Source organism: Algoriphagus terrigena DSM 22685 (genome assembly GCF_000429445.1).
Taxonomy (GTDB): Bacteria; Bacteroidota; Bacteroidia; order Cytophagales; family Cyclobacteriaceae; genus Algoriphagus; species Algoriphagus terrigena.
On sequence record NZ_KE386904.1, the window covers coordinates 46,669 to 71,719 of the forward strand.

25 protein-coding genes are annotated in these 25,051 nt (G+C 48.4%); 9 read left to right on the forward strand and 16 right to left on the reverse strand.

Annotation, left to right across the window (positions count from 1 at the left end):
- Positions 1-10 precede the first annotated feature (10 nt).
- Complete coding sequence (locus G459_RS0123985) at positions 11-1,357, reverse strand: cytochrome ubiquinol oxidase subunit I (RefSeq protein WP_026969843.1); 1,347 nt, start codon at positions 1,355-1,357, stop codon at positions 11-13.
- A 282-nt stretch (positions 1,358-1,639) separates the two neighbouring features.
- Between G459_RS0123985 and G459_RS0123995 the strand changes: the two genes are divergently transcribed.
- Positions 1,640-2,626, forward strand: a complete 987-nt coding sequence (locus G459_RS0123995; protein WP_026969845.1) for a bestrophin family protein — start codon at positions 1,640-1,642, stop codon at positions 2,624-2,626.
- A gap of 129 nt (positions 2,627-2,755) precedes the next feature.
- Positions 2,756-4,525 (forward strand): SMP-30/gluconolactonase/LRE family protein, encoded by a 1,770-nt coding sequence (locus G459_RS0124000; protein ID WP_026969846.1) that lies wholly within the window; start codon positions 2,756-2,758, stop codon positions 4,523-4,525.
- 55 nt (positions 4,526-4,580) lie between these two features.
- On the opposite strand, the gene G459_RS0124005 is transcribed toward G459_RS0124000, so the two are convergent.
- From G459_RS0124005 to G459_RS0124035, 7 genes are all read right to left on the reverse strand, one after another.
- Positions 4,581-5,072: a GNAT family N-acetyltransferase gene (locus G459_RS0124005; protein WP_035456988.1), complete on the reverse strand. Its 492-nt coding sequence runs from the start codon at positions 5,070-5,072 to the stop codon at positions 4,581-4,583.
- 281 nt (positions 5,073-5,353) lie between these two features.
- A complete protein-coding gene (locus G459_RS28525; protein ID WP_157373449.1) occupies positions 5,354-5,587 on the reverse strand; it encodes an acyl carrier protein in 234 nt (77 codons plus the stop codon).
- Between the two features lie 7 nt (positions 5,588-5,594).
- Positions 5,595-5,984, reverse strand: a complete 390-nt coding sequence (locus G459_RS0124015; RefSeq protein ID WP_169725067.1) for a hypothetical protein — start codon at positions 5,982-5,984, stop codon at positions 5,595-5,597.
- A gap of 16 nt (positions 5,985-6,000) precedes the next feature.
- Complete coding sequence (locus tag G459_RS0124020; RefSeq protein WP_026969850.1) at positions 6,001-9,159, reverse strand: efflux RND transporter permease subunit; 3,159 nt, start codon at positions 9,157-9,159, stop codon at positions 6,001-6,003.
- A gap of 2 nt (positions 9,160-9,161) precedes the next feature.
- Positions 9,162-10,211 (reverse strand): efflux RND transporter periplasmic adaptor subunit, encoded by a 1,050-nt coding sequence (locus G459_RS0124025; protein ID WP_026969851.1) that lies wholly within the window; start codon positions 10,209-10,211, stop codon positions 9,162-9,164.
- Positions 10,212-10,229: 18 nt separating this feature from the next.
- A complete protein-coding gene (locus tag G459_RS0124030) occupies positions 10,230-11,597 on the reverse strand; it encodes a TolC family protein (RefSeq protein WP_084454739.1) in 1,368 nt (455 codons plus the stop codon).
- Between the two features lie 73 nt (positions 11,598-11,670).
- Complete coding sequence (locus G459_RS0124035; RefSeq protein WP_026969853.1) at positions 11,671-12,129, reverse strand: GbsR/MarR family transcriptional regulator; 459 nt, start codon at positions 12,127-12,129, stop codon at positions 11,671-11,673.
- A gap of 260 nt (positions 12,130-12,389) precedes the next feature.
- Between G459_RS0124035 and G459_RS0124040 the strand changes: the two genes are divergently transcribed.
- Positions 12,390-13,292, forward strand: a complete 903-nt coding sequence (locus G459_RS0124040; RefSeq protein ID WP_035456989.1) for a DMT family transporter — start codon at positions 12,390-12,392, stop codon at positions 13,290-13,292.
- Here the strand turns inward: G459_RS0124040 and G459_RS0124045 are convergent.
- Positions 13,281-14,135 (reverse strand): metallophosphoesterase family protein, encoded by an 855-nt coding sequence (locus G459_RS0124045; protein WP_245588251.1) that lies wholly within the window; start codon positions 14,133-14,135, stop codon positions 13,281-13,283. The two genes, G459_RS0124040 and G459_RS0124045, sit on opposite strands and share 12 nt — an antisense overlap.
- Here G459_RS0124045 and G459_RS30580 point away from each other — a divergent pair.
- Positions 14,079-14,207, forward strand: coding sequence for a hypothetical protein (locus G459_RS30580; RefSeq protein WP_281171911.1), 129 nt, complete (start codon positions 14,079-14,081; stop codon positions 14,205-14,207). The genes G459_RS0124045 and G459_RS30580 overlap by 57 nt on opposite strands.
- Before the next feature lie 160 nt (positions 14,208-14,367).
- On the opposite strand, the gene G459_RS0124055 is transcribed toward G459_RS30580, so the two are convergent.
- Together G459_RS0124055 and G459_RS0124060 are read right to left on the reverse strand one after the other, a co-directional pair.
- On the reverse strand, positions 14,368-14,781 hold the full coding sequence (locus G459_RS0124055; protein WP_035456991.1) for a response regulator: 414 nt from the start codon (positions 14,779-14,781) through the stop codon (positions 14,368-14,370).
- Between the two features lie 75 nt (positions 14,782-14,856).
- Positions 14,857-15,558, reverse strand: coding sequence for a LytR/AlgR family response regulator transcription factor (locus G459_RS0124060; protein WP_026969857.1), 702 nt, complete (start codon positions 15,556-15,558; stop codon positions 14,857-14,859).
- Between the two features lie 389 nt (positions 15,559-15,947).
- On the opposite strand from G459_RS0124060, the gene G459_RS29265 reads away from it, so the two are divergent.
- Positions 15,948-17,081: a sensor histidine kinase gene (locus tag G459_RS29265; protein ID WP_051315414.1), complete on the forward strand. Its 1,134-nt coding sequence runs from the start codon at positions 15,948-15,950 to the stop codon at positions 17,079-17,081.
- Between the two features lie 5 nt (positions 17,082-17,086).
- On the opposite strand, the gene G459_RS0124070 is transcribed toward G459_RS29265, so the two are convergent.
- The 4 genes from G459_RS0124070 to G459_RS0124095 form a co-directional block, all read right to left on the reverse strand.
- Positions 17,087-17,689: an LbetaH domain-containing protein gene (locus G459_RS0124070; RefSeq protein WP_026969858.1), complete on the reverse strand. Its 603-nt coding sequence runs from the start codon at positions 17,687-17,689 to the stop codon at positions 17,087-17,089.
- A 239-nt stretch (positions 17,690-17,928) separates the two neighbouring features.
- Positions 17,929-19,674, reverse strand: a complete 1,746-nt coding sequence (locus tag G459_RS0124080) for an ABC transporter ATP-binding protein (RefSeq protein WP_026969859.1) — start codon at positions 19,672-19,674, stop codon at positions 17,929-17,931.
- 199 nt (positions 19,675-19,873) lie between these two features.
- Positions 19,874-20,272 (reverse strand): DUF1573 domain-containing protein, encoded by a 399-nt coding sequence (locus tag G459_RS0124090; RefSeq protein WP_026969860.1) that lies wholly within the window; start codon positions 20,270-20,272, stop codon positions 19,874-19,876.
- 139 nt (positions 20,273-20,411) lie between these two features.
- Positions 20,412-21,863 carry an ATP-dependent DNA helicase gene (locus tag G459_RS0124095; RefSeq protein WP_026969861.1) on the reverse strand — a complete coding sequence of 484 codons (1,452 nt, stop codon included), beginning with the start codon at positions 21,861-21,863 and terminating at the stop codon, positions 20,412-20,414.
- A gap of 14 nt (positions 21,864-21,877) precedes the next feature.
- On the opposite strand from G459_RS0124095, the gene G459_RS0124100 reads away from it, so the two are divergent.
- Genes G459_RS0124100 through coaD form a run of 4 tightly spaced genes read left to right on the forward strand, consistent with a single transcriptional unit; the run spans position 21,878 to position 24,312 of the window.
- Positions 21,878-22,387 (forward strand): NUDIX domain-containing protein, encoded by a 510-nt coding sequence (locus tag G459_RS0124100; RefSeq protein ID WP_084454685.1) that lies wholly within the window; start codon positions 21,878-21,880, stop codon positions 22,385-22,387.
- Positions 22,388-22,437: 50 nt separating this feature from the next.
- Complete coding sequence (locus tag G459_RS0124105; RefSeq protein ID WP_026969863.1) at positions 22,438-23,022, forward strand: hypothetical protein; 585 nt, start codon at positions 22,438-22,440, stop codon at positions 23,020-23,022.
- Between the two features lie 12 nt (positions 23,023-23,034).
- Complete coding sequence (locus G459_RS0124110) at positions 23,035-23,853, forward strand: DUF3822 family protein (protein WP_026969864.1); 819 nt, start codon at positions 23,035-23,037, stop codon at positions 23,851-23,853.
- 3 nt (positions 23,854-23,856) lie between these two features.
- Positions 23,857-24,312, forward strand: coding sequence for a pantetheine-phosphate adenylyltransferase (gene coaD / locus G459_RS0124115; protein WP_026969865.1), 456 nt, complete (start codon positions 23,857-23,859; stop codon positions 24,310-24,312).
- Here coaD and G459_RS0124120 read toward each other — a convergent pair.
- On the reverse strand, positions 24,309-24,986 hold the full coding sequence (locus G459_RS0124120) for an NUDIX hydrolase (protein WP_026969866.1): 678 nt from the start codon (positions 24,984-24,986) through the stop codon (positions 24,309-24,311). The two genes, coaD and G459_RS0124120, sit on opposite strands and share 4 nt — an antisense overlap.
- Between the last annotated feature and the right edge of the window lie 65 nt (positions 24,987-25,051).

The following is a 25,051-nucleotide window of genomic DNA, read 5'->3' on the forward strand; positions in this document are numbered from 1 at the left end:
GAGCGAAAGATCAGGAGTTTGATGGGAACGGATTTTCTTTAGGATCTGAAGCTTTTCGAAGCGAGTCCGGAACAGCCTTGATCTGTCGGATCAACAAAAATGTCACCACGACGGCCAGAGAGACGTAGATACCGACAAACAAAAACAGGGAATACACGATCCCGGGAATCGGGCTTACGGCATCTTCGGTGCGGAGCACTCCATAGATAATCCAAGGCTGTCGGCCCACCTCGGTCACCGTCCAGCCGGCTTCCAGCGCGATAAATCCAAGAGGTGTGCCCAGCACAAACAGCCAGAGAAACCAGCGGGCGTCGAGCCATTCTTTCTTTTTCCATCGGGAAAAGAAAAACAGCAGACTCAGCCCAACCAGCGCCATCCCCAAGCCAACCATGATCTGAAAAGCGATATGCGTCACCATCACCGGGGGATGATCTTCCTCCGGAAACTGATCCAACCCGATCACCTCGGCGTCAAAGTCTCCATGCGCCAGAAAACTCAAAGCTCCGGGGATCTCGATCGCGTAATCCACTTTCTTGTTTTTCACATCGGGAAGGCCGCCGATAATCAGCGGGACGGACTTTCCGGTTTCGAAATGCGCTTCCATAGCCGCCAATTTTGCAGGCTGCCTTACTGCAATGTCTTTGGCAGAGATATCTCCCGAAATCGGCTGCAAAATCGCCGCCACCCCTCCAAAGAGCAATGCAATCACAAATGCCATGCGGTGAAATTCGACGTTCTTGCCCTTGAGCATCATGTAGGCGTGGATCCCCGCCACCGCAAAGCCGGTGGACACAAACGCCGCCAGCGTCATGTGCAAAGCCTGTGAAAACCATGCGTCGTTAAACATCGCCGCGATGGGGTCGACATTCAGATACTGTCCATCCACGAAATCAAATCCTGCCGGACTGTTCATCCAGGCGTTAGCGGCCACCACCAAGATCCCGGATGCGAGCCCGCTGATGCCAACCACGACGCCCGTGAACCAGTGAAACCAGGGGGAAAACCGATCCCATCCGTACAGGAAAAATCCCAGCGCAATCGCCTCGATGAAGAAGGCCGTGCCCTCGAGGGAAAACGGCATCCCAAAGATCGGTCCGGCGTGCAGCATAAACTTCGGCCAGAGCAGACCCAGCTCGAAGGAGAGAACCGTCCCTGAGACAGCTCCCGTCACGAAAAAAATCGCCACCCCTTTGCTCCAGGCTTTAGTCAGATCTTTGTAAAGTGGCTTTTTGGTTTTGAGATATTGGTAGTGGGAGGTAGCCATGAAGAAGGGCATTACCATCCCGATACAGGCAAAAATGATATGAAAGCCCAGCGATACTGCCATCTGCCATCGGGCAGCGAGAAGATCCTCCATTGGTGTTAAAATAAGGTGAGCGAAACAAAAAACTGACTATTTCATTGACGCTTTTTAAGACGTCTTGGTTCCCTGGATCTGGAGTATTTTCCAAATGAATATCTACTATGTTGCCAAATTGGGGTCGACTTCCAAAGAGCTTTCAAGAAGCTGTTTTCTTCCGGTATTACACAACAGACATCCAAGCCGTCCTCCTGCTTCTCTCTCTGAAGCAAAAATCTCTTCCACCCAGATTCGCAATTTATCCAAACCTTTTTTTAGCTTAATGGAAAGCAAAAAAGTATGTACGTAAACAGGCACTACCATATATGGAGCACCGTCCGCTGGTCCAAAAAACCCCTCACCAACGCCTTGCTTTATTCAGCGGCAATCATCGTGCTCTACGAAATCACCGGAATTCCTTTCTCGCTCCCCTGGCAACCGATCTCAGTCATCGGTATTGCGGTGGCCTTTTACCTGGGTTTCAAAAACAACAGCTCTTACGACCGTGCCTGGGAGGCGAGAAAAATCTGGGGCGCCATCGTCAATGATAGCCGCTCGCTGGCAATCGGTATCCTGAGTTTGCCCGCTGCGCAGGTTCCTTTTGAGTGGAAAAAGCAGTTTATATTCCGTCAAATCGCCTGGGTGATGGCACTGAAGCACACCATGCGCAAAGGAAAATCCTGGGAGCACAACTCAAAATTTGAGAACCTGATTTTCACTCCCTATTTCAGAGAAGAAGGCATGAAAGGCATGGACGTGGAGCTCGAAAAATACCTGAACTCTGAGGAAATCAAAACGCTAAAAGCCTACACGAACATCCCGATCCAGATCCTGAAGGCGCACAGTCTCGATCTGAAGGACCTTGAAGAAAACGGACACATCACCGAGTACAAACAGGTGTGGCTACAGCAGTTGATCGCCCGACTGGTGGACAATCAGGGCGCATCTGAGCGGATCAAAAACTTCCCTTTCCCCCGCCAGTATGCCTCCACGGGCCTTTTCATCAATTACATCTTTTGTGCCTTGATCCCCTTTGGCTTGCTCGATATTTTCTCGCAGTCCGAGCTTCTGCACTATTGGTTGACGGTTCCATTTTCGACGATCATCATCTGGATTTTCTTTTTGGTGGACCGGATCGGAGACTATTCCGAAAACCCCTTCGAAGCCGCCTACAATGACGTACCGATTTCCTCTATTTCGAGGGTGGTCGAGATTGATTTGTTGGAGATGTTGGGTGAAAAAGAAGTACCTGATCCCTACCCGGTGGAAAATGGATTTTTGATGTAAAAGGAAGCGGACGAGCTGGCCTTCAGCTCCCGTGACTTTGGACTTTAGCCCGCTGCTTATTTGCGAGACGAAATTTCGATATTGAAAATACAATGGACAATTACACCTTTCCCGATCTTACTTTTACCCATGAAAAACCTGCTGATTCTGCTCTTTTTTCTGAGCTCCCTCTCCTCATTTTCGCAGACCAACCCTGAAAACTACCCAGTCGATCCCGCATCAGTGGAGCAAGCCGGAGTGCCGAAGGGCGAGATACTGAAATTCACCTTTGACCAATCTAAATTTTTTCCCGGCACAGTACGTGAGATAAGCGTGTACATCCCTGCCCAATACGCCGGCGAACCAGCATGCGTGTATGTCAATCAGGACGGAATCCAATGGAAAGCACCAACAGTTTTTGATAACCTGATCGCCAGCAAGCAGATGCCTATCACCATCGGCGTCTTTGTCACACCAGGTAAAGTGCCCGCCTCAAATGCGGATACCGAAATGGATCGCTTCAACCGGAGCTTTGAGTACGATGGCTTAGGCGAAACGTACGCCCGATTTCTTCTGGAAGAAGTCTTCCCATTTGTCGAGTCACAAAAAGCAAGTGACGGGCGATCAATCAAGCTCTCCAAGAACGGAAACGATCGCGCCATTGGCGGCGGCAGTAGCGGAGCGGTTTGCGCCTTTACGGCGGCATGGGAGCGGCCGGAAGAGTTCTCCAAAGTCTTCAGCGCGATAGGAACTTACGTCGGACTTCGAGGCGCCGACAGCTATACCACGCTCGTCCGCAAGCACGAACCGAAACCGATTCGAATCTTCCTTCAGGACGGCAGCAATGACCTAAACATTTACGCCGGTGATTGGTGGAAAGCCAATGAATCCATGGAGCGATCGCTGGTGTTTGCTGGCTATGACGTCAAGCATGTCTGGGGTGATGGTGCCCACAACGGGCAGCACGGCACGGCGGTTTTCCCCGAAGCAATGCGCTGGCTGTGGAGAGATCATCCTACGCCGATAATAGCTGGGCCAACCAAGAATCCATTTCTCAACGACATCCTGATTCCCGGTGAAGAATGGGAGTTGGTCGGTGAAGGCTACGGCTTCACTGAAGGAACGGCGGTGAATGCGAAGGGCGAAGTCTTTTTCCAGGACATTCCCAACGCCAAAACCTACAAGGTCGGACTGGACGGAAAAGTGGAACTCTATCTTGCCGATTCCAAAAAGGCAAGCGGTACGACCTTTTCGCCGGCAGGAGATATGCTCAGCATCACTGGCGCTTGGTCTGATCCGCCAACCCGTCAGGCACACCGATATACGTCGCCAGATCATTATGAGGTGCTGGCAGACTCCACTCCAGGCAATGACATCACGGTTTCATACAAGGGGAATACCTACATCACCTCGCCAGATGGCCGAGAGCGTCCCAGCAAACTGTACCTGATCAAACCCAGTGGAGAGCGGTTGGTAGTGGATGAGGGAATTCGCTTTGCCAACGGCCTGTGCCTGTCACCTGATCAGACACAGCTCTATGTGACCGAGTCCACTTCGCATTGGGTCTGGGTCTTTCAAATACTAGCCGATGGTACGCTGGCGCACAAACAAAAGTATGGCTGGCTGCATGTGCGGGATAGCGACAACAATGCTTGGAGCGACGGGTTGAAGACCGACCGCGAGGGAAGGATCTACGTGACCTCGCTCAGCGGGATCCAGGTAATGGATCAATTGGGACGTGTGAACGCCATCATACCGACCCCGAAGACCAAAGGTCAGGTCTCCAATCTCTGCTTTGGCGGAGCCAACTTTGACATCTTGTATGCATCGGTACACGACAAGGTTTTTCGAAGAAAAGTAAAAGTGCAGGGAGCCAACAATTTTGAACAACCGGTGAAGCCGCCAGTGCCGAGGCTTTAAGTTAGAAGAGCTGGCCTGGCAAAGGTGTTCCGTTTGATGTCTTGATCCTCCCGCTTCAAAGCTTCCGATACATCACATAGACATTGGTCAGCCCTAGCCTTGAATGCAAAAATGCATCGGGAATCTCCCCAACGATCCCGAATCCCATCTTCTTCCAAAGGCTAACAGCGGCCTCATTACTCTTGACTACGTAATTGAACTGCATGGCCTGAAAGCCCAGGCGCTTGGCTTCCGCAAAAGAAAAATTGGCCATCGCCTTGCCTATTCCTTTTCCGGCTGACTTTTGAATTACCATATATCCTGCATTGACCACATGTGAACCGCTGTCCGGTTGATTGGCTTTGAGAAAAAATGTCCCAACCAGCTCCCCGTCAGACTCACAGACATAGGTCTCCTTATCCGGTGCAAGCCAATATCCCATGATCTTTTCGCTGGAAGAATCGGGAGCAAAAACATAGGTCTCTCCCGCTTGGATGATCGGCTCGATGATCTCCCAAAGTTTGGAGGAGTCTTCAGGCTTGGCTTTTCTAAGAATTAGGTTTTCCATGGCATTTTCAAAAATCCGGTTGACAAAAATAGTCGCTAAAAATCATTTTGAGCATACCCAAAGTACCCCTACCCTTTTCTTAGATTTCTATCCCAAATGCCATTTGGAAACATAGGAAGAGTTCGTTACAATTGCTGAACTGTCTTAATTCTTAAATCTAGCGTCTAGAATCTGAATTCTTGGATCTTGACTCTTGACTCTTGACTCTTGATTCTCAAAAAAAAGCCCAGACTGAAAATTCAGTCCGGGCGGGCAATTAAGCAACCATTTGCTCTCTACGATCAGGAAACAAACTCCTCGATCAAACTGACCGGTCTGAGTTCGAGCTCCTTAAAGTCCTTGTCCAGATATTTATTGGACGCATATTCCAATTCGAAGATCAATCCGTTGATGAAGACCTCATCCATGTGCAGGTCATTCTTCAGGTGAAGCTTTCCCTGTCTTCCATTCAGGCTAATTCCGTACGATTCAAAAACCCTTGACAGGTTTTTTGCTAGTTTATGTCCTTTTATCATAACTCTATTAATGTTCTTTTTCATTTTCAACCCCTTTCCAATACATCTCTATAAGCGCCCCTGAACCAGTCAGAAAATACGCCAACAGGATAAACTCCCTGGTTTCCCAGTTTCCGATCACCAACTCCGGCAAATTCCCCAACAGTGGGAGAATGCCTACCGCTACACAACCCATGGCTACCCGGATGCGGATTTGGGCAGCATCAGCCCCCGATCCAATCCAAAGCAGGTAAGTCAAAAAGAGGAGCCCCAATGCTCCGGTAGCTTTCATCGAAAAATCCAGCGTCTCAAGCTCAGCCCCCGCTCCTGTCATCAGGAAATACACGAGGTAAAGCTGAAACAAGGCCAGGGCCCGAATTCCCAACTTGAAGAAATCAGGCCCTTGCTTCGTCTTCATCATCAACCAATTCGGATCAGACGTAAGCGGCGGCCTCAGATTCAAATTCCTCCACAGGAGTGTCATCCAGCTCGATTTGCTTCTTCTCTGCCTTGCCGACTTTTACCAGCATGCGATCAAAGAGGTAATAAATCACCGGCACCACGATCAGAGTCAGGAACATGGAGGAAAGCAAACCGCCGATGATCACCCAGGCGAGCCCGTTTTTCCACTCCGCTCCGGCTCCGCCTGCCAATGCAATCGGAAGCATACCGATCACCATTGCAAGCGTAGTCATCAGGATCGGACGGAAACGGATCTTCACTGCTTTCAGCAAGGCTGTCTTCACCTCCACTCCAGCTGCTTTGAGCTGGTTGGTAAAGTCGACCAAGAGGATCGCGTTCTTCGCTACCAGACCCATCAGCATGATCAGACCCATGATACTGAAGATACTCAGCGTGCCTTTGGTCAGTGCCAAAGCCAACAGAGATCCGATCAGCGCCATCGGAAGTGAAAACATCACCACCAGCGGATACACATACGAATCATAAAGGGCCACCATGATCAGGTAGATCAAGATGATCGAGGCAAGCAGGGCAAGGCCTAAACTTCCAAAGCCTTCGCTTTGGTTTTTCATATCTCCGTCATAGTTGATTTGGACTTGCTGTGGAAGATCCATCTGGTTAATCGCGGCTGTCAATTCAGCACCGACCGTACCGGAAGGAATACCCGCCACCTGAGACGTAATCTTCACAGAACCTACCCGGTCGCGTCGCTCCAACTTGGTCGGCCCTTCGGACTGATTCACCGCAGCAAACTGCTCCAGCTTGATCAGCTGACCTCTGCTGTTGAGGAAAGTAATATTTTGAACATCAGAGATGGATTGACGATCAAACTCATTTAGACGGATCTGAATATCATACTCATAGTCACCATCGGTGTATTTGGAGTCTTCGTTTCCGTTGAAAGCAACCTGTAAGGTTCCACCCACTTGATCCATCGACAGTCCCAATTCATTCATCTTGTAGCGATCTACTTCGACTCTGATCTCAGGGTTCCCTGCTTCCAGCGAACTTTCGATCTTTCTAGATCCGCGGATTCCTGCAAGGATGTCCATGATTTTTTCGGCAGTCACCTGCACCGAATCCCGATCTGGACCGGATACGATCACCTGAATCGGCGCGTCGTTGGCCGTACCCATAATGGAGATTGGCACCGCGGTATATTCTGCTCCAGTGATTTTCTCCTCGAGGTCATTTTCCACAGTTCTTGCGAAATCAGGTCCTGAAAGCGCTCTTTGCTCCTTTGGAACCAACTTCACAGAGATCTCTGAAGTGAACGGAGACGACTGTGAACCGGTAAACTGTCCACTCGCCATACCCACTGTGGTAAACACCTCAGTGACTTCCGGCAAGGATCGCAGATACGCTTCGACTTCCTGGGTTTTGAAATTGGTCTGCTCCAGCGTCGCGTCTTTTGGCAGCTCCATTCTCAAGATAAACTCCCCGCGATCACCCTCAGACACGAATTCACTTCCAATCAATCCCATGCCTACCAAGAAGAACGAAGAGACAAATAGCCCAAAGGTCAAGATCAAAAGGACAGCTTTGTGCGCAAATCCCCATTTCAATATCCCAAGTAACCAATCCACAAAGGCATCCAAAGCGCTTTCAAATCCATAAACGAACTTGCCGAAGAAAGAATCCTTGCTCAGATGCTCCAGCTTAGAAAAGCGCGAGGTCAGCAGCGGAATCAGCGTAAATGCTACCAACAAACTGAAAACCGTAGCCATCGCCACCGTGATACTGAATTGCTTCAAAATCCCCCCAATCAAACCTCCGGTCAAAGCAAGCGGCACGAATACCACCACGATCACAAGGGTAATAGACACAACCGTCGCGCCGATCTCGCGGATACCGTCGTAGGAAGCCTGAGCGATCGTCTTGCCCATTTCCAGGTGACGGTAGATGTTTTCAATGACCACGATCGCATCATCCACCAGGATACCTACCACCAGCGAAAGCGCCAGCAGGGACATCAGGTTCAGCGTGAAGCCCATCAGGAACATTACCGTAAACGTCGCAATAATAGAAGCTGGCACAGCGATCATTACGATGATCGCATTTCGGATACTGTGTAGGAAAAGCAGCATGATCAAAGCCACCAACACAATCGCAATCACCAAATCCTTGATTACGTCATTGGCTGCCTCCAGCGTAAACTCAGAAGCGTTTTGGGAAATCTGGAACGAAATTCCCTCTGCCTGATAGGTATCTTCCAGCAGCTGGAGCTCGTGCTCGATGAGCGCAGATACCTCCACCGCATTGGCGTCAGACTGCTTTTGGATGCTCAATCCGATCGCGTCATTGTTGTCCAGTCGGGCAAGGATAGAAGCATCCTTGAAGTCATCGGTCACCTCGGCTACTTCTTTGAGCTGAATCGGAGATTCGTCAGGTCGGTATGCGATTACCAATTTTTCCAAATCAGAGACATCCTTGAATTTCCCCGCCAAGCGGATCAGGACCTGGCCGTCATTGTTTTTCAAGCGGCCGGTCGGGAAGTCCAGGTTGCTGGAGTTGATCTTCTGCACCACCATCAGGGGAGAAATCCCATAGGCTTCCAGCTGATTTCTGTCCAGATTGACTTTGATCTCACGCTCGGTTCCGCCCATCATGTTGACCTGCGCCACGCCGTTGATCTTGGCGAGCGAAGGCTGGATTTTGTTTTTGATCAAGTCAAAAAACTGCGCCGGATCGAGATTGGAATAGACCGCCATCTGCATGATCGGCAAGTCGTCCAAGTCAAATTTTCCCAAGCTCGGAGGATCTGCGTCATCCGGCAGATCACCCAATATTGCATTGATCTTTCGCTGGGCGTCCTGCATGGAAATGTCCACGTCAGTGCCAGCCTCCAGCTCAATGGTAATGATCGAGATACTCTCCTGAGAGATGGAATTCATGGATTTGATCCCTTCCAGAGAGGCGACTGCGTCTTCTATCTTTTTGGTCACGGAGGTCTCAACTTCAGAGGGCGCGGCACCGGGATACACCGTGGAGATGGTCACCACGTTGGTTTCCATCTTGGGCAGCAACTCGTACGACAACTGACTGTAGGAAAACAAGCCCATCAGCGTCAGCACGGTGAAGAGAACGACGACCATCGTCGATCTCTGTATGGATAGTTTGGTGATATTCATGCTTACTGGACTTTTACCTTAGTACCTTCTTTCACATTGATCAAGCCTGAAGCAATCACTTCGTCACCTGCTTTCAAGCCTTCCAGGACTTCCACCATTCCATCATCCAGCGGATTGATTTTCACCGAGCGATAGACAGCTTGACCGTTTTCGATCAGGTAAACTCCCGGATCTTTCAGGCTTCCGGCGATGGATTTGCGGCTGATCTTCAACACTTCTTCATCTTGCGAAAAATTGAAATGAGCCGTTCCAAACATCCCTGGCTTGATTTGCTCCGGATTGCCATTCATGAGAAGGACGACTTCGTATTTGAATGCTCCGTTGGCTTTGTCGGAGATGAAGTCCACTTTTCCGGTAAAATCCTGTCCGGTGATCGCATTGACTCCGACTGTGATCTGCTCACCCTTTTTCACTTTGGCGATCTCGCCTTCGGTCACACCGACAGACAGCTTCAGCGGATTCTTATTGATGATGTCTACCAATGCCATTCCCGGGCTTACCAAAGTGCCCAGCTCGAAGTAGTCTTCATTGATGAAACCTGAGATCGGAGCCTTCACCTGGGTATCGTCCAGTCTTTTTTGCAAAGCAGAAAACTGAGCTTCGGCAATCTTGTAGGCCTTCTGGTTATCCTCCAATTGTTTCTTGGTGATCGCGTCGGTGTTGGCTAGGTTTTCATAGCGCTTCACATCCTTTTCGGCCTGCTCCAAGTTTAGCTGGGCGATGGTGTAGTCAGAGCGAATCAGACGGTCATCGACCTGGACGATCAGATCGCCTTTTTTGACGTAGTCCCCTTTTCTCTTGAGGATCTTGGTGATCGCACCTGAGGTCTCAGACATGAGCTTGAGCTCTTGAGACGGCTCAAACACGCCGTTGGCTTCGAAGTTTCTGTTGACGGTTTGATTCTCGACCTTTTCCACAGTCACAGAGATAAAATCACTCGACTTCATGGCCGACTCAGCAGCTTCATTCAGTTCCGTTTTGTTGTTGTAGAGCGTAAAAGCGATGGCGCTGACGCCAATGAGCAAAAATCCGATGATAATTAATTTTTTCATGATAGGTAGGAGTTGGCGTTACTGAATGAGGTTTTTGATCTTTCCGGTAGAGTTGAGGATATCCAACTGGGCAAGGCGCACTTGGATAATCTGATTGTTGTAGTTCCCTTGAGCTTGTCTGCCGCTGGCTTCCGCTGCCAAAAGATCGGTCAGAGGACTCAACGACTCTTTGTAGAGCAACTGTGTCTCAGAGAGGACATCATTAGCCAGCGCCAGGTTATCCTCCAGCGACTTCAGCGTGCTCAGGGAGTTGTAGTACGTGTTGAGTGCGTTTTGATATTCAAGTTCGGCAGCATCAGTCGCCTGGGATTTGTCCAGTTGAAGTTGCTGGGCAGAGACTTTGGATTGTGCGGCTTTGTACTTGGTCTGTCCGCCGTTGAAGATGGGGATCTCCAACTTCAGCCCGATCAGGAAGCCTTGGTACCAACTGTGGCTGGTGCTGACGAAATCAAAGTCCTGAGCGAAAGCACTTTTGTTGAAGTCTGCAAATCCGACCAGCTGAGGCATGTGCTCCGACTTGATGTTTTTATATTCGTATTCATACAGCTGCTCCTGCACACCCAGGATTTGGATGTCCTTACGGTCCTCGACATTCAAATCCGCAATCTGAAACTCCCGCACCATGTGATTCATATCCGTCACCTTGTGGTCAAGGGTAATCTCAGTGTCCACAGGAATACCCATTACCAGTTTCAGATAGCCCTCGCGCTGAAAGAGCGCAATCTCCAAGTTCTCCAGCTCGGCGCGAACTGAGGTCAGGTTTACTTTGACCCGGTTGAGATCGACCTTTCGGGCGAGGTCATTGTCATACTGCGCCTGCAGGATTTTTTCCAACCCTTCAAACTGGCTGATAGTAGCCAGGAGATTTTCCTTCTGAAGCTCCAGCTGGATCGCTCCGAGGAAGTTCATCGCGATCTCGTGGATCACATCTTCCTCAGACTGCTGAGCCAGGAGGTTGTAAAACTCCTCCCCTGTCTTGGCGGCTTTCAAGCCGATCAGGTAGGAGTTGCTGTAGATCAGCTGATTCAGCTGAACACCGGCTTTCAGCGACTGGGGCACACCGAGGGCGATCACCTGGATATCCTCAGGACTGCCTCCAAAAATCCCCCCAGGGACTGCCTGTGGAAACACATCGATGAAATTGTTGTAATCCCCGTAGGCGGAAATCTGAGGAAGTCCAGCCCCTCGGATCTCGTTTCGCTGATACTTGGCCTTGTCTTCATCGAGCAAAGCCTTCTTGTAATTCCTGTTGTTCTCCAATCCAATCTGGATGGTTTCCTTCAAGGTCAGCGGATCCGGAAAAGTAAATTCCGGAGCGGAATTTTGTGCTGACAATACCCCTGGTATCAATAGGGTAACTGCGTAAATCAGGTATTTTCGAAACATTGTGCTAGTTGGTAGTAGATTTTGATAATTATAGTTTGTTCTGTTAAAACAGAACTTAATATTCAAATTTTTTTTAGCCTTGGCTTTTTCTGAATTCATTGAAAAGTGAAGGGATTCGGGTTTTCAAGAAATCCATGAACTTACAGATGTCTTTGATGTTGTGGTTAAATTCCGGCTTTGTCTCGCCCCTTGCCTCCAGTACTTCCTGCATAAATGAACTCATCTCAGAGATATCACAAAGCTTCTTTTCCATATCACCCTGCCAATTTTCCAGAGTCAGATGGAAAAATCTTTTCCGATCTCCCGGCTTGGTTTTGTAGGCTACATGGCCTTTAAGCTGAAGTACATTCAAGGCATTACTCACTGCACTTTTGCTTACGTTTAGATAATCGACGATTTCTTCAAAGGTCGCTTCCGCCTCTTCCAAGACTAAAAGCAAGCCCATAATTCGGCCCATCAACGGCTGCACTCCACGCATTTCGTGGAATACTCCAATCCGTTCAATGAGTTCTAATTTTTTTTCGCTTAACATTTTTAGTAAGGGTTTATACTCTCTAAACGTCACAAAGATAATTTGGTTCAGTTAGTTCTCCAAATAAAGAACAAACTTTATTTTTGACAATTATCGGCAGTGGTCTTGCCGCGAAAGAAGTATCGTCAGAGCTTTCGGTAATAGCAAAAGACCTTTGGTCCTATCCAGTCAACTTACGCGATTTCGCAATATCTTCGCAGCGAAAATCAATCAAGCTATTGAACTTACCGATTCATCTTCGAAAATTTCCGGGTCTCATCATGGCGCTGTCGTCCGCCGTTTTTTGGGGAGTTTCCGGCACCTGCGCACAGTTTCTTTTTGAGAAAAAAGGATTCGATCCTGCGAAGCTCGTGTGCTGGAGGATGCTGCTGGCGGGATTTATCTTGGTCTGCTATTCACTGACCGAAGAGCGAAAAGACACTTTTAAAATCTGGAGAAACCCAAGCGCCGCTGTCCAGTTACTTTTGTTTGCCATCGTCGGAATGGTCGGTGTGCAGTACACCTATTTCTATAGCATCTCCCTGTCCAATGCTGCGACCGCTACGATCTTGCAATACATTGGCCCTTTGTTCGTCGTGGCATTTTACGCGATAAAACACCGCAGATGGCCCGTGTTGGCAGAGTATGCATCATTGATCCTGGCATTGGTCGGTATCTTCCTGCTAGTGACTCACGGATCATTTGACCAATTGGTCATCTCTGATGCTGCACTTTTCTGGGGGATATTTTCAGCTTTTTCTCTGGCATTCTACACGATTCAGCCGGTTGTCTTACTCAAAACCTACTCGCCTGCCACCGTGACAGGATGGGGAATGCTGGTGGGAGGTTTGGCATTTTCTCTTTTCAGTGAGCCTTGGGACTTTCAGGGAACTTGGGATCTGGAAGCCTGGAGCGCTTTTGTCTACATCATTCTATTTGGAAGTGTACTGGCCTTTTATTTTTTCCTAAAGGCGGTAACCATCATCGGAGCCTCGACGGCCAGCCTTCTTTGCAGCGTGGAGCCATTGGCAGCAGCAGGAGTAGCTGTGTATTGGCTCGGAATCTACTTTGGGCCGATGGACTGGCTGGGCACAGGCTTTATCCTGATGACCGTGATACTGCTGTCTCTTGCCACCAATGAAAAAAAATCCCTACCCCCTCGGTCGGGTTCACTAGACAACTAGCCCTTCGATCCTGAAGTTGCTGATTTCAGGCTTGAGATTTTCCCGTTGCTCGGCTTCAGTCAAGATGGTGTATCCCAAGTCCGTCGGCGAAGGTCCAATCCACTGAGATTGTCGTCCCTCTACAGACACCTTTCCTGATTCCGGGTCTATTGTAAGCAAGGCAAATAGGCAATCCGAATAAGGGCAGGTGAACTTTAGCGCGGGATATTTCTCGTGTACTTCCTGAGGCAGACTTTCATGCGCCAGTTTTTCCCCCACCCAATAATAGGAAGCGGAATTGATGTGCAGGTAATTGACCCCGCCGACTAGAACGTGCTGATCCACATGGGCGTGGCCATTGATCGCTAGCAGAATCTTGGATGAAAAACGGCTCAGGATCCCCTGGATTTCTTGTGAATTGTCAATCGTATAGATCCCAGCGATCGGCTGGTGGCAGACGACCAAGACCGGTTTACTGGACTTCTCCAGTTCGGCGATCAGCCAAGCTTGCTGGGACGGATCGATGTAGGAAGGATAGCCACCTTTGTTGCTGGGAGAACCTGGATCGTTGCCGTCCAGCACGATCAAGTGGATTGAACCCAGATCCGCCGAATAATAGCGCGCAGTCATTCCAAAGGCTTCGCATACAGCTTCACGCGAAAAGCCTCCGTCCATATCATGATTTCCCAGCACATGAAAAACCTGCGGATGGGCTTCGTTGAAAGTGCGAATCGTCATGGCATTTTCAGGGATTGGAATCGCAAAATCGCCCATTTGGATCAATGCGTCTGGCTTTTCTCTGGCCATATGATCCAGAAAATTCTGGAGTCTGGCCTCACCATCATGGATGATGTCAACATGCAGATCGGAGATAAGACCGATTTTGAGGACTTTTTTCTTCGAAAAAAGTTGAAGGACGGAATCTGGAAGGGCTAAACTGAGAAGCGAAACAGAGCTGGTTTTTAGAAAATCTCTTCTGGAATTGGTAGACACGGGTAGAAACTATTAAACAGTGTACTAAGGTGAAAATATAAAATTAAGAGCGGACTATCGGATCCGGGAGTTGAGTTTCAGGATTCTTATCCAGGCCCTGTTTTTACTCAATAGTGCTGCAAAACTTATCAAACACCTTAATAAAATCAAAGTACTGATCTGCCTCAGAAGGCTTGACGATGTAGCAGCTCGCCTGCTCCTGATAGCTGGTCAAGATATCCTCCTGAGTGGACGAGGTCGTGAGCATGATCACAGGAATCTCCCGAGTGGCAACGTTGGCTTTGATTTCCTGCAGGACTTGATGGCCGGTTTTCAGCGGTAAGTTGATATCGAGCAGTACCAGATCCGGGCGATCAACCTCTTCGAATTTTTCCCGTCGAAAAAGATAATCTACCCCGTCCTTGCCGTTGTGAACCACTTCGATGTCGACTACATATTTGCTCTCTTGAAGCGCCTCCGAGGTCAGCAAGACGTCACCGGGATTATCCTCAATCATCAAAACTCTAAACCTCTTCATACAGATCAATCAAACTATACCGCTATTTTATTTAAAGCTATCAAAAAACCGGAGTCGAAATCCCGCCAGGCCACCTCAGATATTCATCTTTTCCATCAGTTCTCGGTACAATCCGCGTCGGATCGGGACGTTGGTTTCTCCAAGATTGATTTTTTTGGCGTTGAATGACGCGATGTAATCCATGTTGACCAAGAAAGACTTGTGAACTCTTAGAAACTTGTCAGCTGGCAGTTTTTCCTCGAATCCCTTCAGGATATCCCGCACCAGATAGGATTTGGCTTTGGTGAATACTTTCGTGTACAAACCGTCCGCCTTCAGATAAACAATCTCTGTATAAGGCACGGGCACCAGATAGCCTTTGTCCATGATCTTCAGAGAACCCTTTCCTTTGCTGTCTTTGCTGGATTTTTCCTCGTGCCTCTTTAGCCCAAAAAAAACGGCGGTTTTCAAGCTATCAAGTGTAAAAGGCTTCAGCAGATAGCCTTCGTGAATGTCGGAAGAGATCCGCTCGAGATACTCTGTCCCGGAGTACGCGGTACTGAAGACGATCGGGAGATTGAATTTCTCCCGGATCTTGTAGGCCAGATCAATCCCGTCCAGATCGCCACGGATCAAGATGTCCATCAGGACCAAATCCACTTCGTTCTCATCCAAAAAATCGAGTGCGCTACCGGCATTGTCTACGACGGCTGCCACTTTGTAATCCATGTTCGAAAGGATTTCACTGATGTTGTTGGCCAGCTCGACTTCGTCTTCGACAATGAGGATCTTTTTCATATATTCAATTTATAAAACATCGGCTTATTTCCCCCTATCGCCCTTGAGTTGTACGATGTATTTAATCAAGATGTCACGAATTGTAAACGTACTGACGGTAAACAACTTTGAACAACTGTCACGCGGCCCTAAATTTGCGCAGCGATTAGTGCGAAGTCACCCTGTTTTCGCCTGACAGAAACCCGCAGCAGCACCTTAAGTGTCGAAATCAGGCTGGCTCTCCCGAAAAACCCAATCGGTCAAAGCTGCTTTTTTTCAGCCATTGCCACCAGCACTATTCCCACTGGTAAATGATGAAAATCCTGCCTGTACCTCCAATTTAAGGGTGGGTGGTAGGAGCAAAGGATTTTGGTAAAGAAGCGGATAAACATAGTATATTATATTTCCAATTGCACAAGATATTGACTCCTTCAGACCAAGACGCCAGCAATTCGATACTCCCTACCGGATTTTCGGAAAAAGAGCTCCTTCAGTTAGTTATCGACCAGTCTGAGGACATTCTGGTATTGACCAATGCCGCTATGGAGATTGAATTTATCTCCCAGTCACTGGAGACTTCTCTGGAAATATCGGTTGCCCGCTCCACTGGAAAGAAGATCAACGAAGTCCTGGAGAATTTCCCCTCGCTGCCGCTGATGAAGCCGAATCAGAAGATGGTCATCCCGGTGACCACTCCGAAGACAAAAAAGAAATTTTTGATCGAATTCGAGTTCAAGCCGCTTTTTACGCCAAAGGGCAAGATCAGGGCGATTTTTGCAATCGGCAGAAACGTCACCGAGCGGGAAAACTCCCTCAAGAAATTCAAGGACACTGCATTTAAAGAGAAGGAGTTAAACCAGCTGAAGTCGCGTTTCGTCTCCATGGCTTCTCATGAGTTTAGAACTCCCCTTTCAACGATCTTGAGCAGTGCGCTGCTGATCGAGATGCTATTGAAAAAGGACTTTAGCCCGGAAATCGAATCGAAAATCCTCAACCATGTCGGCAAGATAGTCGCACAGACCAACAGGCTGACAGACATCACGAGCGACGTGCTGCTCCTTGAAAAAAGCATTCAACAGGAGATGAAGATCTCAGTGAAAAAGGTCCAAATCGGCCGGTTTGTCAAAGATTTGGTGGATACGATCAACCATGAGAATTTTGACCGGAGGCAAGTCCGGTGCTTTGCCCCTGAGACCGAAGTGACGGTGCAGACGGATCCGAGTCTGTTGGTTCATATTTTCAGAAATCTGATCTCGAACGCGCTGAAATACTCTCAGGGATCGCTGGATCCCGAGGTGCATCTCCAGTTTCGGGGCTCGTATTTCGAAGTGATGGTCAAAGACTACGGTCTGGGCGTTCCCAAAGAGGATCAGGATCATATTTTCGGATCTTTCTACCGCGCCAAAAATGTCGGAAACATCAAGGGAACCGGCTTGGGACTAAACATTGTGAAGGAACTGACCAAAAAATTAAACGGCGAAATCTGGTTTACCAGTAAGCAAGGCATGGGATCGGAGTTTTATGTATCCTTCCCGTTTAAGTAAAGGATTCACTTTTTTATCCTCGACGCAGGCAGCAGATCTTCTCTCACCTCCGACCCGGCGCCGATCTCGGTTTCCCGTCCGATTCGCACTCCCTGCGAAATGACTGCTTCCTTCCCGATAGTTCCGGCATCTTCGAGATAGCTGTATCCACCGATACTCACCGCTTCCTCGAGATAGCTGTAGCTGCTGATCACCGTCTCATGCCCGATGGAACAGCGCTGGTCAATCGTGTTGAAATTGCCGATCTGGGTACCAAAGTTTATTAGACTACCCTCCAAGATGAGATTTCCCCTCCCAAAAATGCAATCTCTCGAAACCCAGGCATTGCTGGAGAACAGATTGGGGAAGACCAGAGATGGGTGGTACAACAATCTTCTGACGATGTCGGCTTTTTCGCTGGGGCTGCTCACAGTGATCACCAGTGCGACTTTATCCATGGCAAGCACCGCATCATAGGTACCGATGACCGGAAGTCCCGCAAACGTCTTCCCAACCAGCTTGGGATTGTCATCCACAAACCCAATCAAGTCATAGCGCAGCCGAAACTGTGAGTAGTTACTCACAAGATACTCCCCTAATTTTGTAGCTCCGGCTATGATCAGATTCATGGATATTTCATCCGTTTGTGTTTTTTTTTTTCAGAGGTCAGATAGCCCGTCCCGATTCGCCGCGGCGGATCGGGAAAATCTCGTCTGGATTGTAATTATTCCTCTGTATGCCGCCTCCGACATGCTCGATTTTAAGCTTGACGCGATTAATCCTCTGATAAAATAACACTACAAAATTTAATAATCACATATAACTCAAATTTTCTCACCGATCCGAGGAAAAAACAGACGCCTCCAAATCAGATCCTAGCTTGATAGGTATAGAGCTGGTAATACCTTCCCTCCTGCGCGATGAGCTCATCGTGTTTGCCGCGTTCTACGATCTTACCCTGCTCGATCACCAAGATTTGATCTGCTTGCCGGATGGTACTCAAGCGGTGAGCGATGACAAAGGTTGTCCGACCTTTCATCAGTTCTTTCAGACTCGCCTGGATCAGCGATTCCGATTCCGTGTCGAGATTGGAAGTCGCTTCATCCAAGATTAGAATCCTTGGATCTGCCAATATGGCCCTGGCAATCGCAATCCGCTGTCGCTGACCGCCGGACAACTTCACCCCGCGCTCGCCGATCAGCGTATCCAAGCCCATCTCGAACCGGTCGGTAAACTCGTGCACATGAGCTGCTCGCGCGGCCTGTTGTACCTGTGATTCGTTGGCATCGGGTCTTGGGAAAAGAATGTTTTCACGGATGGTTCCCTCGAAAAGAAAATCATCTTGCAGCACCACCCCCAGCTGGGATCTAAACGACTCCAGGGTCACCGTCTGTAGATCCTTGCCATCCAGTGTAATCTGGCCGGAATCCGGATTCAAGAACGTGGCCGCCAAACCTGCGATGGTGGTTTTGCCTGAACCAGAGGTCCCCACCAAAGCAGTCACCGAACCGGCCGGAGCGCTAAAGCTGACTCCCTTGATGACCTCCTTGCCTGACTCGTAGGCGAAGGACACATCGCGAAATTCCATGTCACCTTGGATCTGATTGAGAGACAAAGTCCGGGTACGGTCGTCTGCCTCCAGGGGAGTGTTCATGATCTCCTCAGTACGGTCCAAGCCAGCAAAGGCTTCCGTAAGCTGACTTCCGATGTTGGACATCTGCACTATCGGGGCGATCATAAATCCCAGATAGAGCGTGAACGCCAGGAAGTCTCCGAAAGTCATCTCGCCCTCCATGATCATGTAGCCGCCGATGCCCATGATACCGGCTGATGCCAAACCCAGCAAAAGAGCTCCTGCAGAAGTCACAAAACTGGTCGCAGTCAAGCTGGCTTTCACATTTTGGAACAATTCATCCACCCCTTTTTCGAACGTCTTGATCTCCTGATTCTCAGCATTGAAGCCTTTGATAACTCGGATGCCGCCGAGAGTTTCGGTCAGCCTGCCCGTGACTTGAGCGTTGATCTTGCCCCGCTCACGGAATATCGGGCGGATTTTTGCAAAAGCTTTAAGAGAAACCAAGCCGAAGATTACCACCGGTAAAAGCACATACAGTGTCATCATCGGACTGATCGAAATCAGCAAAACGAGGGAGATGATAGCTGTCAGAATCCCGCCCACCATTTGGGCAAATCCCGTTCCGACAAGATTCCTCACCCCTTCCACATCAGTCATGATCCGCGATACCAGCTCCCCCGTCTTCGCGTTGTCAAAGTACCGGATCGGCAGCTTGATGATGTGCCTTTGCACCTGGGAGCGGAGCTTAGCAATCAGATTTTGCGCCTCAACGCTCAGAATCTGCGTCAGCGAATAGGAAGTCACGGACTGAACCACAATCGAGGCAACAACCGCCAAAATAAGCCATTTCAGCATGTTCAGGTCGTTGCTTGGAATCACATCGTCTACCAGATATTTACTGGCCCCGGGCAAAACCAAACTTGCCAGCCTGCTGATGACGATCAAAAAAAGGCCTAAAAAGAGATGTTTCCTTCTCGGCCAGATGATATTTTTGAAAACCTGCCGGATAGTCACCCGACGCTCTGTTGCTTTTGCCATATGTGGATTTAAAAACTAAGATGATCAACCGCGGAATTACTGACGAGGTTCATTTTCGCTTTTTCTTCTTTTACAGAGTAGAAAAATGAACAACCCGGCGCCTCCGGCAGTCAAAGCCCCAGCCTCAGAAGTTTTGGATATCAGGCAAAAAAAAGCCTGTCCAAATCGGACAGGCTAAAGGTTTTTCTAACTAAACCGATTACTTGGTCTTTGGTAGTACGTTTGAGACAAGAGATACTTTTTCGATCGGCTCAGATGCATTGGAATAGATCCTCACCACCGAATTTTGCTGGCCCATCTTTCCCGCAGAGTTGAAGGAGACTTTGATTTCAGCAGATTTGCCCGGAGCGACCGGCTCTTTTGGCCAGCTAGGCACAGTACATCCGCATGTCGCAGCAACGTTGGAAATCACGAGAGGTACAGTTCCTGAATTGGTCAATACGAAGGTGTGTTCCACTTTTGCACCCTGTACGATGTCACCGAAATCGACAGATTTCTCCTTGAACGAAATGACAGCGCCAGATGCCTGCTCTTGGGCAGATGCCTGGAATACCAGTGCAAATGCAAACAGGCTCAATAGAATTCCTAGTTTTTTCATAGTTGTATCAGAATTGATCTTCAAATATTTCGATTTTTTACGAAGCAACAAAGCAACAAGTTATTTTATATCGCACCCATTTAGGTCTAAAAAGCATGCCAAAACCGATGATTGCTGCCGTTCATTTTTCGGGATTGTCTTATTCCTCTTCTTTGATTCCAGGTGCTTTCACAAAAAAAGAAGGCGCAAAATTCACCAAATATAACTCCTCCGTTGCACGGGTGATTGCGGTGTAGAGCCATCTGACAAAGTCGCGATCCACCTGCTCTTCATTGAGGTATCCCTGATCCACAAACACCGCCTTCCACTGTCCTCCCTGCGCCTTATGGCAGGTCAGCGCATAGGCAAACTTAACCTGCAGGGCATTCAGATAGGGATCTTTTCGGATATGTTCCATTCGCTCGGTCTTGTTTGCCAAGTCGGCGTAATCTTCCGATACCTGATCGTATAGACTTCGGTACTGCTCTCTGGTCAGCGAGGGACTGGGGGAATAAAGGGTATCTAAGACGACTTTCGCTTCAAAAAACGGCTCCTCCGGGTAGTCCAGCAATCTCAGCTCCAGCGTCGCAAACCTCAGCCCATACATCTCTTCAAAGCTGCGAATCTTCATCACCTCCACCATGTCACCGTTGGCCAGGAAGTTTACCTTTTCCGACTCCGCCATGTACGTATAGTTGTTTTTGACGATCATCAGCAGGTCTCCGGTGCTCATCTCGTCTTCGAAGAAGTGGATTACCCGACGGATGTATAGATTGTATTGGACGGCGGACTTGTTTGATCTGGTGACAATCGTCGAGTTTTCGGTTCCATACTTTCCATAGGCATAGCGAAGCCCGTCCTCCAGCCTTTCGGAAGTCATCTTAAACACGTCCTTGAACGTACTCGTCTGGATCTTCACTTTGGGCTCCTGCTGCAAGAGTTGATCCCTCAGCGCCGTCGCATTAAACAAGATGCCTGATTCCAGCCGCTGACGCATCACCTCCGAGAGCTCGATCTGATCAGCCTCGAGACGGTAATGACGCAATAGATAGCCCGCGTCCAGCGCCGGACTGTACTCACTCCCTACCGGCGGCAACTGTGCCGTGTCGCCGATCAGCAGCAGCCGGTTGTCTTTTCCGGAAAAAACATATTGAATTAAATCCCAGAGCAAATTGCCGGACATGCCGCCGTCATCAGCGAGCATCGACGACTCATCCACGATGAAGACCGTGTCTTTGTAGTAGTTCTTTTGAAGGGTAAAACCGCCTCCCATGGTACCGGGATCACCTTTGGGCTTGTAGATGATCTTATGGATGGTGTAGGCGCCCCGGCTTGCATAGTTGCTCATCACCTTGGCAGCCCGTCCCGTCGGCGCGAGCAAAAGCGCACGCATATCGAGCTTGGGTAAGACCTTTACAAGTGCAGACACCAAAGATGTCTTCCCGGTTCCGGCATATCCTTTTAGGACAAAGACCGGCTTCTCCTCGGGCTTTTTGAGCAAAAAGTCATCCATCCTCGTAAAAAAAACCGCCTGTCCTGAAGTAGGAGAAAACGGAAAATAGTTACTTAGAAGTCTCGATGGCCTGAGTTCACCCTGATTATCTATCCCCATAGAGACGAATGTAAATGGCAATGGACAACATCAGCAAGGAAATCGAAGCAAAATTCGGCAATCAGCTGAGAACCAGAGTCAATGGGATTTTGATTGACGGGGATCGGTTGCTGATGGTCAAGCATCGGATGGGCAACGGTCGGATTCTCTGGTCGGTACCGGGCGGCGGGATGCATTTTGGCAGCACCGCAGCGGAAAATCTTAAGCGGGAATTTATGGAGGAGACACACCTGGACATCGCTGTGGGTGATTACCTGTTTGTCCATGAGTACCTCAATCCGCCGCTTCATGCAATGGAGCATTTTTTTGCCGTAAAAAGGATAAACGGCAACGTCAAATTGGGAAAAGACCCCGAGCTTTCAGGAGAAAATCAGATTCTCCTCGAAATCTCCTGGAAATCTATTTTTGACATACAAAGTATTCCTGACGACTCCCTTCATCAGATCTTTTGGGGAATTAAATCCCTTTCTGAGCTGGGATTGTGGAAAGGATATTTTAATTTTGGAAATAATTCTATAAAATAGCAGCGTTTAAAAACCTTCCACCTTAACCAGATTTCTAAATCACTATCAAAATGAATCTCACAAAAGTTCTCTCATTAGTATTCTTTGCGGTTGCTGCGTTTCTCGGATACCTTCTTTGGAAGGGTGTAGACGACGTAGTGGAAGAAGAAAAAAGAATTGCCCGTCTGGAGGCTGCGACGATCGAAAAGCTGGAAATGCTTCGTGATGCGCAACTGGCATACCAGGCATCCAATGGAAAATACGCAAGCACTTGGGATTCATTGAAGATGTTCATCGAAGACGGTACGATCTGGATGGTTCAGCGTACAGAGACCACCAAATTGCTAGACTACGGTGCAGAAGAAATTAACGTATCGTATGACACATTGGGATCAGTAGGTGTAATGGACTCCCTTTTCAACGACCGGAAATACCCTGATTTCAACATTGAACTTCTTCCAGTAGTACCTGGGTCCGGAGGAAAGCAGTTTGAGTTCTTCGCAGACAAGGTCGAAAAAACAGGTGGTTATCTTGTAAACGTGTTCGAGATCAGAGATCCATCTCCGATCAATCCAGATAGAAGACTAAACAACAACGAAAAAGCATTGAAGGTTGGATCCAGAACTGACGCTTCTACGGAAGGCAACTGGAAATAATCCACTTGGATTTTGGAAAACAACCTAAAGGTCTATAAAAGTGATAAGTTTGATGTGGAAGACACAGCAAGCTTATCACTTTTTCTTTACCCCCACTCGCTGTTTATTTTTGCCAAAGATCAAAATCAGGCAAACATCGGGATTCACCACTACCGGGATTTTAAGCTGGAGAACCTCGAAGGGCTATTCAGCACCGATCCACTATTGAGAAACGACGTACCCGTCAAGTTTTACTTTCATCAGGCGGCATTCAGTCTGGTGCCGGGAGTGCTCTATCAGCCCGGCAAAGAACAAGAATACCTTCAGTTTGCCGAGAACTTGCCAGAGGAATCTACCTTCTTCTCTTCTGCGTTGGACAGCAATAATCTCCAGGTTATCAGTCATATATCTTCAAAACTGAAGAAAAATCTTGACGCCAGGTTTTCAGAGATCACCCTGTATCACGGCTGCTGTTCTTTCCTTTCTTATTTATTCAAAGAACGGTTTAATCTAATAGGCCAGGAGATTCTGGTCAATTATTTTGAGACGCATATTTACATCGCGGCATTTACAGATCAGGACCTGAGCGTGTTCAACTTTTTTGAAATTTCAGAAAAAGAGGACGTTCTAAAATATGTACTGATCATGATTGATCAGCTCAACTACGATCGAAATCACGTCCGAATCAGTCTCTTTGGGGCGACGGAAGACAGCGGAATTACTGAAGCTTGGGGAAAAGAATACTTCCAAAATTTCAGATTGCTGAATCCCCATGTCAACCAGAGCTATTCGCACGGATTCAAACATCTGAAATCAGAAAACGTATTGGAAGCTTACTGGCAATACGAATAGGGGATGAAAAAGACCGCCATTTTTCCGGGATCGTTTGATCCATACACCATGGGGCATCACGACATTGTGCTGCGTAGTCTCAATCTTTTTGACGAAGTCATAGTCAGTATTGGATACAACTCCACCAAGCAAAATCGCTACTTCGACATCGACCTGATGGTGTCAAAAATCCAAGGTGTGTATGAGGGGGAAAGCCGCGTAAAAGTGGTCGTATACAATGAGCTGACCTCTACGTTGGCCAAGTCTTACAACGCCCAATTTCTGGTCCGGGGGTTGAGAAATACAACGGACTTCGAATACGAAAACACGATAAGTCAGATGAACCGCTACCTCAATGAGGAGCTGGAAACTGTATTTTTGATCACTTCACCGCAATATGCTGCGATCAGCTCCACGGTCATCCGCGAGGTACACCGTTACGGCGGCAACGTGAGCGAGTTTCTCCCCTACCCGGTTTAAGATTTGATGTGATTCTTGAGGTACTGCTTAAACATGTACCTCATGGACGGATACGAATTGATCAAAGCCGTCTTGGCGTCCGCTTCGGACAGCCAGGCGATATCCTCAATCCCCTCTTCCTCCTGTGGCTTCATCCCGGAGTCGTTGACCGAATCCATCGCATACCAATAGGTCTTTTTGAGGATGCTCTTGCGGTTTTGTGTATAGGTGTGCCACGTGTTGCATATATGTGGCCCAAGCTTCACTTTGACATTGGTCTCCTCTTCCACTTCGCGTTTGGCGCATTCTTCCGGGGTTTCGCCTTTTTCGAACTTTCCCTTCGGGAAATCCCACTTACCAAGTCTAAAAATCATCAGGACTTTCTCCTTTTTGGACACCACACCACCGGCAGCTTTTACAATTAGAAACCGGCTTTTGATAAAATCTTTCAGTGCCTTTTTCTCTTTGGTCACCAAGGTGATGGAGTCCAACTCCTTCATCTTCCTGCTTCGGAGCAGATACAGCAAGCGAATAATCATGTCATGGCTCGGCTCGTGAAACAGAATATCCTCTTCCCATTGGATATCGGCAGGCAATTCTTCCAGATTGGAAAAAGTGCTATCATAAGACTTTGCTGGATCGAACTCTTCGTAGCTCAACAATTCTACCGGCTTGTCGTTGATAAAGATTTTCATGATCGAAATCCTAGGATAATGGTGTTCGGTCAAAAATGCATAAAAAAATCAGGCAGTACAATCTT

What these genes read in the sequence shown, in the direction of transcription:
- G459_RS0124015 (WP_169725067.1), bottom strand. Translation starts at nt 5,984, where the DNA reads ATGAAGACGAAGCAAGGGCCTGATTTCTTCAAGTTGGGAATTCGGGCC.
- G459_RS0124000 (WP_026969846.1), top strand. Translation starts at nt 2,756, where the DNA reads ATGAAAAACCTGCTGATTCTGCTCTTTTTTCTGAGCTCCCTCTCCTCA.
- G459_RS30580 (WP_281171911.1), top strand. Translation starts at nt 14,079, where the DNA reads ATGATCCAGAAAATTCTGGAGTCTGGCCTCACCATCATGGATGATGTC.
- coaD (WP_026969865.1), top strand. Translation starts at nt 23,857, where the DNA reads ATGAAAAAGACCGCCATTTTTCCGGGATCGTTTGATCCATACACCATG.
- G459_RS0124035 (WP_026969853.1), bottom strand. Translation starts at nt 12,129, where the DNA reads ATGTTAAGCGAAAAAAAATTAGAACTCATTGAACGGATTGGAGTATTC.
- G459_RS0124020 (WP_026969850.1), bottom strand. Translation starts at nt 9,159, where the DNA reads ATGAATATCACCAAACTATCCATACAGAGATCGACGATGGTCGTCGTT.
- G459_RS0124120 (WP_026969866.1), bottom strand. Translation starts at nt 24,986, where the DNA reads ATGAAAATCTTTATCAACGACAAGCCGGTAGAATTGTTGAGCTACGAA.
- G459_RS0124070 (WP_026969858.1), bottom strand. Translation starts at nt 17,689, where the DNA reads ATGAATCTGATCATAGCCGGAGCTACAAAATTAGGGGAGTATCTTGTG.
- G459_RS0124095 (WP_026969861.1), bottom strand. Translation starts at nt 21,863, where the DNA reads ATGGGGATAGATAATCAGGGTGAACTCAGGCCATCGAGACTTCTAAGT.
- G459_RS0124100 (WP_084454685.1), top strand. Translation starts at nt 21,878, where the DNA reads ATGGCAATGGACAACATCAGCAAGGAAATCGAAGCAAAATTCGGCAAT.
- G459_RS0124040 (WP_035456989.1), top strand. Translation starts at nt 12,390, where the DNA reads ATGGCGCTGTCGTCCGCCGTTTTTTGGGGAGTTTCCGGCACCTGCGCA.
- G459_RS0124025 (WP_026969851.1), bottom strand. Translation starts at nt 10,211, where the DNA reads ATGAAAAAATTAATTATCATCGGATTTTTGCTCATTGGCGTCAGCGCC.
- G459_RS0124005 (WP_035456988.1), bottom strand. Translation starts at nt 5,072, where the DNA reads ATGGAAAACCTAATTCTTAGAAAAGCCAAGCCTGAAGACTCCTCCAAA.
- G459_RS0124105 (WP_026969863.1), top strand. Translation starts at nt 22,438, where the DNA reads ATGAATCTCACAAAAGTTCTCTCATTAGTATTCTTTGCGGTTGCTGCG.
- G459_RS0123985 (WP_026969843.1), bottom strand. Translation starts at nt 1,357, where the DNA reads ATGGAGGATCTTCTCGCTGCCCGATGGCAGATGGCAGTATCGCTGGGC.
- G459_RS0124030 (WP_084454739.1), bottom strand. Translation starts at nt 11,597, where the DNA reads ATGTTTCGAAAATACCTGATTTACGCAGTTACCCTATTGATACCAGGG.
- G459_RS0124060 (WP_026969857.1), bottom strand. Translation starts at nt 15,558, where the DNA reads ATGAAAAAGATCCTCATTGTCGAAGACGAAGTCGAGCTGGCCAACAAC.
- G459_RS0124080 (WP_026969859.1), bottom strand. Translation starts at nt 19,674, where the DNA reads ATGGCAAAAGCAACAGAGCGTCGGGTGACTATCCGGCAGGTTTTCAAA.
- G459_RS0124055 (WP_035456991.1), bottom strand. Translation starts at nt 14,781, where the DNA reads ATGAAGAGGTTTAGAGTTTTGATGATTGAGGATAATCCCGGTGACGTC.
- G459_RS28525 (WP_157373449.1), bottom strand. Translation starts at nt 5,587, where the DNA reads ATGATAAAAGGACATAAACTAGCAAAAAACCTGTCAAGGGTTTTTGAA.
- G459_RS0123995 (WP_026969845.1), top strand. Translation starts at nt 1,640, where the DNA reads ATGTACGTAAACAGGCACTACCATATATGGAGCACCGTCCGCTGGTCC.
- G459_RS0124090 (WP_026969860.1), bottom strand. Translation starts at nt 20,272, where the DNA reads ATGAAAAAACTAGGAATTCTATTGAGCCTGTTTGCATTTGCACTGGTA.